Source organism: Photobacterium japonica (assembly GCF_050337005.1).
GTDB lineage: Bacteria > Pseudomonadota > Gammaproteobacteria > Enterobacterales > Vibrionaceae > Photobacterium > Photobacterium japonica.
In genome coordinates, this window is record NZ_JAKJSN010000025.1 from 22,379 (window position 1) to 35,323 (window position 12,945).

The 12,945-nt window shown below is 51.2% G+C and carries 4 protein-coding genes; 2 read left to right on the plus strand and 2 right to left on the minus strand.

What is annotated here, in order from left to right; all coding sequences use genetic code 11:
- Window positions 1–238: 238 nt before the first annotated feature.
- The gene (locus tag L4C36_RS11090) at window positions 239–9,043 is read left to right on the plus strand and encodes a tandem-95 repeat protein (RefSeq protein WP_428477863.1); all 8,805 of its coding nucleotides are present in this window, start codon (window positions 239–241) and stop codon (window positions 9,041–9,043) included.
- 150 nt (window positions 9,044–9,193) lie between these two features.
- Here the strand turns inward: L4C36_RS11090 and ovoA are convergent, their stop codons facing one another.
- Window positions 9,194–11,308, minus strand: a complete 2,115-nt coding sequence (ovoA, locus tag L4C36_RS11095; RefSeq protein WP_428477864.1) for a 5-histidylcysteine sulfoxide synthase — start codon at window positions 11,306–11,308, stop codon at window positions 9,194–9,196.
- A 189-nt stretch (window positions 11,309–11,497) separates the two neighbouring features.
- Between ovoA and L4C36_RS11100 the strand changes: the two genes are divergently transcribed.
- Complete coding sequence (locus L4C36_RS11100) at window positions 11,498–12,085, plus strand: hypothetical protein (RefSeq protein WP_428477865.1); 588 nt, start codon at window positions 11,498–11,500, stop codon at window positions 12,083–12,085.
- A gap of 98 nt (window positions 12,086–12,183) precedes the next feature.
- Here the strand turns inward: L4C36_RS11100 and L4C36_RS11105 are convergent, their stop codons facing one another.
- A complete protein-coding gene (locus tag L4C36_RS11105) occupies window positions 12,184–12,492 on the minus strand; it encodes a hypothetical protein (RefSeq protein ID WP_428477866.1) in 309 nt (102 codons plus the stop codon).
- Window positions 12,493–12,945 lie beyond the last annotated feature (453 nt).

Genomic DNA, 12,945 nt, shown 5'->3' on the forward strand with positions numbered 1-12,945 from the left:
AAGGCATGCCTACTCAGCAATGTTTGGTTTGTTGATCCATCTCTCATTGCATGGTGTGTTGCTTTTTACATTGTGTGTTGTGTTGCATTTTTGGTTGTAAGTGTGCGTAAGGTCTCTATTTTTTTCATTGGCACGTAAATTGTTTTCGATCTGTTTGCCAATTACTCAGTGCTGCACTTTTCTATATGAAGAGAAAATCTTTTTTGTATGTAAAAGCTGACAAGGTACGGAGGCGAAAATGGCACGTAATACGCATCAAGGGCGAGAAAATGAAAAAGACAGTACGCTGAATAATGCGGTGGAACATCAAGCCACGCCAGATAAAGGAACAGACGAACACCGTGCCGCTGAAAGGGATAATCAGCAAAGTACCTTAGCTGCCACCACCGCGACGGGGGCGGAATCCGCTGACCAAAATACCCATGCCAATCGTGTGAGTGATTCAGACCCCGCCCCTGAAGATCCAACGCAACAAGGGAATCAACGTCAGGTCGAGGAAAGCACCGATGCCCAAGATGCATCGCAGAGCAATCGAGCATCAGAGGTCGATGAAACGCAGCCAGTCAATAATGGCCGTGACGAGACAGAATACGGTGGCCCTGTGGGCGGGCAGGCGGTGGGCGGTAATGCCCCCGCGCGATCGGCTTCTCAGGATACGGATGATAATGGGCGTGGCGAGAATGTGGCTTCATCGGGTGACACCGATTCGGCTAGCGCGGGAACCTCCGGTGGGGTTGCCTCTGGACAACAGAGTGAAGCCGTTGATACGGCCACTACGTCTGAAACGTTTGAAGTTGATGTCGCAAATGCGGTAACCAAAGAGGCCATTGAAGACGAATTCGACACCGCGACGATGTCTGAAACGTTTGAAATTCAAATCGATGATGTGAATGATGATGTGGTGATTGATACCGATGCGCCAGCAATTTCAATCAGTGGTGTTGAAGACAATCAGGTGGTGATTACTGAGGCAGAATTACTCGCCAATGCCAGCGATGTGGATGGTGACACGTTAACGGTCACGACGTTGACGATAGACAATGCAACGGTGGAAACGCGTGTTGATCCGGAAACCGGCGACAAGTCATTTGTGGTGACGCCCGATGCCGATGTGAATGGCCCCTTGGAGATGCAGTATACCGTCTCCGATCAACAAGGCAGTGAAGTAGCCTCAACCGCTACGCTGGATGTTACAGCGGTCAATGACGCGGCTGTGATGGCACAAGACACCGAGGTGACAGGCACCGAAGATACCGATGTTGTCTTCACCCAGGCTATGTTGCTTGAACATGCTACCGATATCGACAGCGATAATCTAACCGCTGAAAACCTCACTATCGCGCCAGAATACGGCGAGGTGGTGGATAACGGCGACGGCACGTTCACTTTTACTCCCGCACAAGATTTCAACGGCGATGTGCCATTTACGTTTGATGTGAACGACAACGACGGTGCTATCACACCGGCTTCGGGCAATGTGGATTTAGCGGCTGCCAACGATGCCCCTGTATTGGCGGAGACATCATTCACGCTCAATGAAGATGGTGCTATCACCATAGATCCTGCTGCGCTGTTGGAAAATGCCACTGACATTGATGGTGATGTGCTGTCTATTTCCAATATCACTTCTGATGCCAATGGCTCTGTCACGCAAAACGATCAGGGTGAGTGGGTTTACACCCCTAATGAAGATTACAGCGGTGAGGCGGAACTGACGATCACCGTGTTTGATGGCACGGCGCATACGGATTTCACTGCCCCTGTGACTGTTACGCCAGATGCGGATGTGCCGTCATTAACGGTATCACTGACAGATACCTCCCCGGATGCAGGCGGTGGTCAGCCGACGATCCAGATTTTCAATGTGAATCAGCAAATCCAGCCCGTATCACCGGCGAATACCTTTGATGAAGATACGCCCGTGCCGCTCAATATTACCGCCGCTGTGACGGATACCGATGGGTCGGAGTCCATACAGTCACTGGTGCTGGATGATGTGCCAAATGGTGCGACGTTAACCGATGGTACACACACGTTTACCGCTGAAGAGGGCAGTAATAGCGTAGATATCACCGATTGGGATGTGGCACAGATCACTTTCCAAGGCGAGGATAATTTCCACGGTTCTGTGTCACTGTCACTGACGGCAACGTCACAAGAAGACAGCACACTATTGGGGGATACCCCAGAGACTGCTTCAACGACCACAACCATCGATTTTGATATCGTTCCGGTGAATGATGAGGTGGAAATTGATGGCAATGAAAGCCTCGATTTTGCCACCCAAGAAGATACGGCGATTGTGATCACCGAAGCCGAATTGTTGGCGAATGCCAGCGATGTCGACGGTGATAGCTTGATGGCCACGAACGTGACGATGGACAACGGTAGCGCTCAGTTGGTGGTGGATCCGGACAGCGGGGAGCGGTCTTTTGTCATCACGCCGGATCAGAATGTGAACGGTGACTTCACTTTGCATTTTGATGTGTCAGATGGCAATGGCAGTGTGGTGGCATCAAATGCACAATTGACGGTATCACCAGAAAACGATGCGGCAGTGGTGGCGCAAGATACAGACGTGACTGGCACCGAAGACACCGATGTTGTCTTCACCCAAGCCATGTTGCTTGAACACGCGACCGATATCGACAGTGATAATCTGACCGCTGAAAACCTCACTATCGCGCCAGAATACGGCGAGGTGGTGGATAACGGCGACGGCACCTTTACCTTTACCCCCGCTCAAGATTTCAACGGTGATGTCCCGTTTACCTTTGATGTGAACGACAACGATGGGGCGATTACCCCAGCGTCTGGCAACATTGATCTTGCTGCATCGAACGATGCGGCAGTGGTGGCGCAAGATACAGACGTGACTGGCAGCGAAGACACCGATGTTGTCTTTACGCAGGAAATGCTGCTTGAACATGCGACCGATATCGACAGTGATAACCTGACGGCTGAAAACCTGTCTATCGCACCAGAATACGGCGAGGTGGTGGATAACGGCGACGGCACCTTTACCTTCACGCCAACCGCGGACTATAACGGTGATGTGCCATTCACCTTTGATGTGAACGACAACGATGGGGCAATCACGCCCGCGTCTGGCAACATTGATCTTGCTGCATCGAACGATGCAGCAGTGGTGGCGCAAGACACAGACGTGACCGGCACCGAAGATACCGGCGTGGTCTTCACGCAGGAAATGTTGCTTGAACACGCGACGGATATCGATAGTGACAACTTGACCGCCGAGAATCTGCAAATTGCACCGGAATACGGCGAGGTGGTGGATAACGGTGATGGCACCTTTACCTTCACGCCCGCTCAAGATTTCAACGGCGATGTCCCGTTCACCTTCGATGTGAACGACAACGACGGCGCGATCACACCTGCGTCAGGCTCGCTGGATGTGGCATCGGAAAACGATGCCGTGGTGATTGACACCGATGCGCCTGTTTCAGTCAGTGGCGTGGAAGACAATCAGGTGGTGATCACCGAGGCGGAGTTGCTCGCCAATGCCAGCGATGCGGATGGGGATGACTTATCGGTTTCTGATCTGACCATTGACAATGCCACCGTCGAAACACGGGTTGATCCAGAAACCGGTGACAAGACATTCGTGGTCACGCCCGATGCCGATGTGAACGGCCCACTGGAGATGCAGTTTACTGTCTCCGATCAACAAGGCAGCGAAGTGGCGTCAACCGCCACGCTGGATGTGGCAGCCGTGAATGATGCGGCCGTCGTCGCCCAAGACACTGACGTGAGTGGCACCGAAGATACCGATGTTGTCTTCACCCAAGCCATGTTGCTTGAACATGCTACCGATATCGACAGTGATAATCTGACCGCTGAAAACCTGCAAATTGCACCAGAATACGGCGAGGTGGTGGATAACGGCGACGGCACCTTTACCTTCACGCCCGCTCAAGATTTCAATGGCGATGTCCCGTTCACCTTTGATGTGAACGACAATGACGGGGCAATCACGCCCGCGTCTGGCAACCTTGATCTTGCTGCAGCAAACGATGCAGCAGTGGTCGCGCAAGACACCGACGTGACCGGCACCGAAGACACTGATGTGGTCTTCACCCAAGCCATGTTGCTTGAACATGCTACCGATATCGACAGTGATAATTTGACCGCTGAAAATCTGCACATTGCACCGGAATACGGTGAGGTGGTGGATAACGGTGATGGCACCTTTACCTTCACGCCCGCTCAAGATTTCAATGGCGATGTGCCGTTCACCTTTGATGTGAACGACAACGATGGGGCAATCACCCCAGCGTCTGGCAACCTTGATCTCGCTGCAGCAAACGATGCAGCAGTGGTCGCGCAAGACACGGATGTTACTGGCAGCGAAGATACCGATGTCATTTTCACGCAGGAAATGTTGCTTGAACATGCGACCGATATCGACAGTGATAATCTGACCGCTGAAAACCTGCAAATTGCACCAGAATACGGCGAGGTGGTGGATAACGGCGACGGCACCTTTACCTTTACGCCTGCTCAAGATTACAACGGCGATGTGCCATTTACCTTTGATGTGAACGACAACGATGGCGCGATTACCCCAGCGTCTGGCAACTTGGAACTGGCGGCGGTGAACGATGCCGCGGTGGTGGCGCAAGACACAGACGTGACCGGCACCGAAGATACCGATGTTGTCTTTACGCAGGAAATGCTGCTTGAACATGCGACGGATATCGACAGTGATAACCTGACGGCTGAAAACCTCACTATCGCGCCAGAATACGGCGAGGTGGTGGATAACGGCGATGGCACCTTTACCTTCACGCCCGCTCAAGATTTCAACGGCGATGTCCCGTTCACCTTCGATGTGAACGACAACGATGGGGCAATCACGCCCGCGTCTGGCAACATTGATCTTGCTGCAGCGAACGATGCGGCAGTGGTGGCGCAAGACACAGACGTGACTGGCAGCGAAGATACCGATGTTGTCTTCACGCAGGAAATGTTGTTAGAACATGCGACCGATATCGACAGTGATAATCTCACCGCGGAAAACCTCACTATCGCGCCAGAGTACGGCGAGGTGGTGGATAACGGCGACGGCACCTTTACCTTTACGCCCGCTCAAGATTTTAATGGCGATGTGCCATTTACGTTTGATGTGAACGACAATGACGGCGCGATCACCCCCGCGTCTGGCAACTTGGAACTGGCGGCGGTGAATGATGCCGCGGTGGTGGCGCAAGACACGGATGTTACTGGCAGCGAAGATACCGATGTTGTCTTCACCCAAGCCATGTTGCTTGAACATGCTACCGATATCGACAGTGATAATCTCACCGCGGAAAACCTCACTATCGCGCCAAAATACGGCGAGGTGGTGGATAACGGTGATGGCACCTTTACCTTTACGCCCGCTCAAGATTTTAACGGCGATGTGCCTTTCACCTTCGATGTGAACGACAACGACGGCGCGATCACCCCAGCGTCCGGCTCGCTGGATGTGGCAGCAGTGAATGATGAAGTGATTGCCGCTGATGATAGTCGTCTCGATGGGGAGACCCCGATGATTCGCCTTGAGGCGGTGCCGACACATGGCTCGGTACAATGCTTGGATCAGGACGGGGAATGGGCGGACATGCAAGTCGGGGTGGAATACCCGGCGAATACTCAAGTGCAATTTGTGCCGGATGCGGAAGATGTACAAGCAGGAACGCGTGATATTCGCGTTGGCAGCTTTGACAGCGATACCTCAACCCAAATATTTGATGGCACTGCGAAAGTTGAAGATTGGGGGGAGGTCGACGGGAACACTGTCGTTTATAAAGAAGACGGCGTGACGATCACCACTGAAGTCAATACCGGTGAGTTGGCCGCATGGAATGGTGCGGGCAGCCATATGGGGGCGGGGATCGGTAACGAAAGCCGTAATGGGCTAGACACCAATGAAATGCTCACGGTGACGGTCGAAGGGGAAGACGTTAATCAGATCACCTTCCAATTAGATGGCTTGGGTGGGTATTTTGATGAAACCAGCCGTAATGCGACGGAAGTGTTGATCACGGCCTATGACGAAGATGGAAACTTGATTGATGCGCAGGGTGGCTATCGTGAATCCGGTGAATATCAAGACAGTTATGTGTTTACCACGGATGTGCCCGTGCACCACTTTACCCTCGGCACGACAGGCAGTAATGGCACCTATGTTGTACAAAACATGACAGTGTCACGGACGATGTCTGATGAAATTCAGATGACGACCATTCAACCGGATGGTAGCGAAGTGCTCAATGCCGTGTCGTTGGATTTGAACCACAGCGCGGCCAATGATCCTATTGATGTGACAGAGCAACTGGTGGATGTGGATCATAGCATTACGTCTCGCCCGATTGAGGTGGAAGAAGACGGGCAACTGATCATCAACCCTGCGGAGTTACTGAAAAATGACACGGATGCTGACGGTGATGTGCTAACGATTGTTGGCGTTGAGGCGACCGATGACACGCATGGTGAGGTGTCACTCGATGACGACGGCAATGTGGTCTTTACGCCAGAGGCGGATTATAACGGGCCAGCATCGTTCACATATATCGTGTCTGATGGCAATGGCTCTACGGATACCGCGACCGTGACGGTCGATGTGACGCCTGTGGATGATGAACCGGTGGCGCCAACCGTGATGATGAGCGGTGATGAAGATCAAGTACTGGTTATTGATCCCGCTTATATCCTCAAACAAGCCTCTGATGCCGACGGCGATCAACTCAGCCTTGAAAGTTTGTCACTGAAACAGCCACCGACGGGCCAGTTACAACTGCAGCAAGATGGTATGTATCACCTGATCACACCGCCGGACTTTAATGGCTTGATTGAACTGGATTATCAAGTCTCGGATGGCGATAACATTGTTGATGGCAGCATGAAAGTGGATGTGGTGCCTGTCAATGATGCGCCTTTCCATGGCGGCAACGCACAGTTAACGACCTATGAAGATGGCGCTTTCACCTTCAACGCTGACGATATGCTGGACTTGTTCGGCGATATTGACGGTGACGACCTTGTGGTATCAAAAGTGATCACCACGGACGGCGAAGAAGGGGGCGAAGTCACCCAGAATGAAGACGGCACTTGGACATTCACCCCGGCTGAAAACTATGCGGGTACCGCAGAACTACAGGTCGAGGTCAGTGATCCGAGCGGCGCGACCACACTGCTTGAAATGCCCGTATTTATTCGCCCGGTTGCCGATGGCGCGGTGATCACCACCGATCATGATGGTCCCTTGGTGTTTGATGAAGATACGACCGGCTTGCTGGGCTTGAATGTCGACATGGTCGACACGTCAGAGCAACTGAGCCACTTAGTGATCACCGGTTTCCCAGTGGGCTTTGAAGTGTCTGATGGGGTGAACAGCATAGTGATCACCGAACCGGGCCAAGTGGTGGACATTACCGAGTGGAGCTTTAATGATTTAGCCCTGACGCCGCCGGAAAATTTCAGCGGGAATTTCTTTGTCACGGTGTCTGCAACCACCGCGGATTACGGTGAAGAATCGTCCAGCCAACTGTCTGAGCCAACCGACGGGTATGCTGATTTCAGTACGGCGCAAGATGACACCTTGTTGCTGACGGTTGATGATTTACTGGACATGGCGGATGGCATTGACACCCAGGACTCGGATAGCGTTCAGGGTGTGCATTTGATTGACCGAAGCCAAGGTGAACTCACTGATAATGGTGATGGCACGTGGTCATTTGTGCCGAGTGACGGATTCACGGGCGATGTGGATTTTGCTTATCAAGTGCAGCAAGGTGAGTCGTTGGTCGATGTGCAAAGCAGCATATCAGTTGATGACACGCCGGATCCTGATGCTAACCAAGCCCCCACGGTGGATCAGATTGTGACGACCGATTTGGGGGCGGGCAATACGTTAACGTTTACGCCGCAAGACATGTTAGCGCAGCTCTCTGATAGTGAGGGCGAGACACTGAGTATCGAATCGGTACAGTTAATCAGTGGGCAAGGGGTGCTCGAAACACAAGCGGACGGTAGTTACAGCTTTACGCCTGCCGAAGGGTACAGCGGTGAAGCGCAAATCGCTTTTGTTGCAACAGACGGTGAAGCAAGTGTGCGAAGTCACTTTAATGTTGATGTGGCAGAAGCCGAATCGAGCGGTGATTTTATGCTCGATGATATGGGGGCGTTGATACTGACCGCTGCGGATATGCGTGAGTCGTTGGGGTTAGACGATGCAGTGGCAGTCACGCAAGTGGATTATCACGGTGAAGCAGGCACCTTGCTTGAAGAGGGGGATAGCCAGTGGGTATTTTGGAGTGATGATGACTTTGCCGGTCAGTTGGATGTGGAAGTAACGACGCAGGAAGGTGATATGTCGTCAGTCCATGAGCTGAGCCTGACAGTGGATGAGTATCAAGAACTGGGTGCACAGCAGCAAGCCTTTAGCGCCAACCGTGCTGAGGATCCAGACGGTGCAGACAACGCGCCAGCGGATGTGGACACTGAGACGGTGGCCGAAGACGGCGCACAAGACGAACCCGCCGGGGCAGATGTCACCGCGGCACCGGGGAGTGAGGTGCGTTTGTCATTGCCGGATGAGATCACAGACAATGCTGATGTACAGCAAGTTGAGATTTCAAACTTACCGGATGGCGCCAGTTTGAATACCGGTATTGCGGATGGCGAAGGGGCGTACACCATCAGCGGTGATTTATCCCAGCCGATCACGATGACATTGCCTAAAGAGGGTGAAGGCACCACGACCATTCACCTTGAAGGGCAGACCGAGATTGGTACGCCAGTTGATGGTGCAGAAAGCAGTATCACGATTGAAGTGGATGAGGCATATGCGATGCAGTCTGGCGCACGTCCATCAGAATCACCACAAGGCATACAAGATGACACCGCGCAAGGTGATTGGACACAGGGGGACAACACCAATCAAGGTGTGGATGTGATGGATGACAGCGCGTCTTACGATAACGACAATGCAGGTGGTCAGCAGGAAGAGGCGGGCATGATGGATGATAGTTATCAGTAAGGGCTATCAATAAGGACTATCAATAAGGGGGGCAAGACGATCGCCCCCAGAACGCAATAAGCACTCGACGGTTTAAGACTGAGAGGCAGATGCTGATAAAAACATGATAAGCAGGCCACGCATAAGGTTGCGTGGCCTGCTTTTTTTCCGCTAGCGTTTCCGCCAAATGGTCATTTCTGACAAAGTATGCTGGAATTTACGCTTCGTCTCGCGGATCACAAACGGGATGGCTTTCACCGCAACCAGTTCAAATTGCGGAATCAAGGTTTCCGTTAAACCGTCGAGCGTGGTGAAGTTCTCCCCGTTGACTTTAATCCCCCCCAGCCAGTGCTGTTTGGGGGTGTATTCATCCAGCCAGGTGTACGGTGAGGCAATCACCAAATAGCCCCCCGGTTGGATACGCTGGTGGATGGTGGTCAGGAAGCGTTTTGGATCGCCCAAGCGATCGATCAGGTTTGAAGCATACACCAAGTCATAACCGGTAAATTGAGGTTTGAGGTTGCAGGCATCCCCTTGCGAAAAATACACCTTTTCAGCGGCATGTTGATAGCCTAACTCGGTCAGCGTGACGCTTTTGAATTCCACCAATTCGCCTTCCGTTTTGATGGTGTAGCGTTTTTCGCCTTGTTCGATCAGCGAATAGGCTTGTTGAATAAAGCGGGCGGAAAAGTCGATGCCATCGACATGATCAAAGGTGTTGGCCAGTTCCAGCGTGGCGCGTCCGACAGAACAGCCAATGTCTAACGCTTTACGGTGATGAGGCAATTGCACTTCTTGCAGGCATTGTTTGACCCCGTTTAAGCAGAAGTTCGGTACCGAGAAGTATTCCGCCCCGTAATGAAACTCCAAGTATTGTGAAATCACTTCATCAGTTTCATAGATATTCAGGCGCGTCATGGATTCAGGATCTTGCTGCGACTCAATATAACGAAACCCCGCATGCTGATAAAAGTGGCGGCGAAATGCATAGCGTGAGAGCTGTGTGGCTTCGTTGCCCGTCGAAATCCACGAACCGCCTTTGATCAGGGTGTGTTTGCCGTCAAAGGTAGGGGTAGAAAAGTCATCGTATAATGGGTGCACGGCAAAGCCTTGAAAGCCATCTATGGCGGTTTCTGTCCACTGCCAAACGTTACCCACTATGTCACCAAATCCTTCATGCACAAAGCGATCGACCGGGCAGGAAGACGCATAATAGTGCAGTTCTATATTGCCTGGGGGTTCATCCCAATCGGGCGAATCGAGTTCGATATTCTGCCGCAACAGATACCATTCGGCTTCGGTGGGTAACCGTATTGGCCGTTGTAGCTGCTCTGCTTTCCAGTGACAAAAGGCTTTGGCTTCCAGTTGATTGACTTCCACAGGCCAGTTACGTGGCAGCGGGATCTCTTCTGTCAGGTTGCGCTGAAACCATTGTTGATCCCGATAGCGCCAGAAACGGGGCATGGTGGCTTGGGTAAAGGCTAACCACGCCTTGCCTTCTTCATTCCAAAAACGCGGGTGCCGGTAACCGTCGGCTTGTACAAAGGCGAGAAATTCTTCATTGGAGACCAAATACTGGCTGGCCTGAAAATCCTCCACCTGGCAGGGCTGTTCGCCGTACTCATTGTCCCAGCCATACGTGTCTGAGTCACTGGCTTTCCCTAACGTAATGTGTCCACCGGAAACGGACAATAACGCGTTATTTGGCGCTGTGCCGGTGTCGAGACAGGCAGACCAGCGAGGATGGGGTGAAACCTCTGACAGCGGAAGTTGGCGAATGATCACCGAGGACGTTTCAAGGTGGATCCGCTCATGTTCGATCCCCATTAAAATCACCCATGCTGGGGAATCTTGCGTAATAGGCAGTGACAAAGGCAGGGTATCAATGAACATCAGAACGGCAGAGTGTACCGCCTGCCGGTATTGTTTGACGGCCTCGACGCTGGGCCAGTCATAGTGGTTGTCATCAAGATCATCCCATGACATTTCATCCACCCCGATGGCAAACATGGATTCAAAGCGGGGGTTAATACGGTGCTCGAGGTATTTGCCGAGTTTGAGCTTATTGATATAAAAGGTCGCCGTATGGCCGAAATAAAAGATGAGTGGATGGCGAAGGGGTTCCGCTTTGAAGTAAAAGCCTTCCTCTGAAGTGATGACGTCAAATAGAGACTCATACAGGGCCCACGTTTGGGAGAAAGCCTGTTTCAGTTGTTGGCGTTTTTGTTCGGGATCATCGCCCGACAAGCGCACCGTACGTGTAGCATGAAGCATAGCGTTATCCATTGAAAAGCATTCCTTTTTTGAAGTCACAACGTTTAAAGCGTACTTATAAAGGTAGACAGGTAGAGGGCAATCTACCAAAGCAATGTCCCCGTTACGGTGTTGCAAGGAGGCTATTCACACCAATAATAAGGTGCATTTGCCATACTGAAGGTTATTGCAGCGTAAAGCGGAAGGAGTAGCAGGGAGGCGATGGATGATGATCAAACCAAACAGACCGGTCAGCGTGCGTTTACGATCAGAGATGGGTTGCCAACATGGGTCGTGGTGGGGCTGGGATTATTGCTGAATATCGTGTCGGCATTGATGACCAATTTTTACATTGATGATGCGACCCAACAGGCGAACGTGTTGGTACAAGAACAGCAAAGCAATGACAAGTTGATCCGTCTGGTGTGGCAACAGGTCGAAACCTTGTCGCGTAAGCGAGAGCACATTATGACCGTTTTAACCGTGAGTGAGGTGTCAGGTCAGAAGATACCGGCGGCGATAGACCGTGAAATAGTGAAAGCATTAGATGATTGGCTTCCCCAAGCGCCAGAAACGATCAGTGTGGCGACATTACCGAGCATGATGGATCAATTGGATGAGGCACAGCGTGAATTGCGAGACAACGTTGATCGACTATATTTGGATAACTTACGTTTGATTGCTGAACACGCCCAGAAAATGGAAGACATTTCTCAAATGCGTAATTTGGCGCTGTTCCTACAGATGATCGGACTGGCATTGGTATTGGCGCGGGATCTGAATCGGCGTGATTATGCGTCTCATACGTAATCAAGAAGGCACCTATCTAGGTGCCTTCTTGTTAGGTGCCTTGTTGATGATAAACAAGTTATCAAACAAGCGGTTAAAAATGGAATTCGTTGATTTTATTATTTGTTTGTAGAGTGGAAAGCAAAGCGAGATGACGTTTTACCGTCTTTGGTGGTGGCTTTGTATTTGATTGAGCGTGAATTCTCTAAGGTGAGTGGAATAAACACGCGGCCATTTTCGTCAGTTTGGTAGGTTTGGCGTTGCTGTGGCACGTTAGCCACACTTACAGATGCATTCGCAGCGGGTTGACCGTTATTGGTCACTGTTACCCATGCCCCATTGTGGGTGTCAGCCACACGAATGTCTGCGAAAGCAGAAGAGGACATCAGGATAACGGCTGCTGTTGTTAATACTTTTAAGTTCAACATAATCTACACCTCATTGCTTGTTATGTGTCGCTTTAATCAGCGTTTCTATCGTTTTCCGTTGTAAAGGCTTACTGTCATATTCACAACATATGACCTGCCTTGAATGGGTATCTTTCACCGAATCACGCATTTTTCACGGAATGCTGTACATTCAAACGTTTACCAATCACACGTCATGAAGAGCTAGCGGTTACCCCCAAGTCATGATGGGAATTGTGTGATACTCGTTTATCGACATGCCTGAAAGATACGTCAGGTTCCCTTAAAGTGATCATTGTTAGTATAGCTATTGGCTGATTAAGGGCAGGGCAAAATACACAAAAATATGAAGCGTTATTGTCAATGTTATTGAATGTGAAATAAAAATCTTGTTTTGCGATGCTGAGAATGTATCAGTATGAAGATCGGTTCGGGTGAGCTATGCGTGTCGAAAAAGCAGGAGATGACCAATAT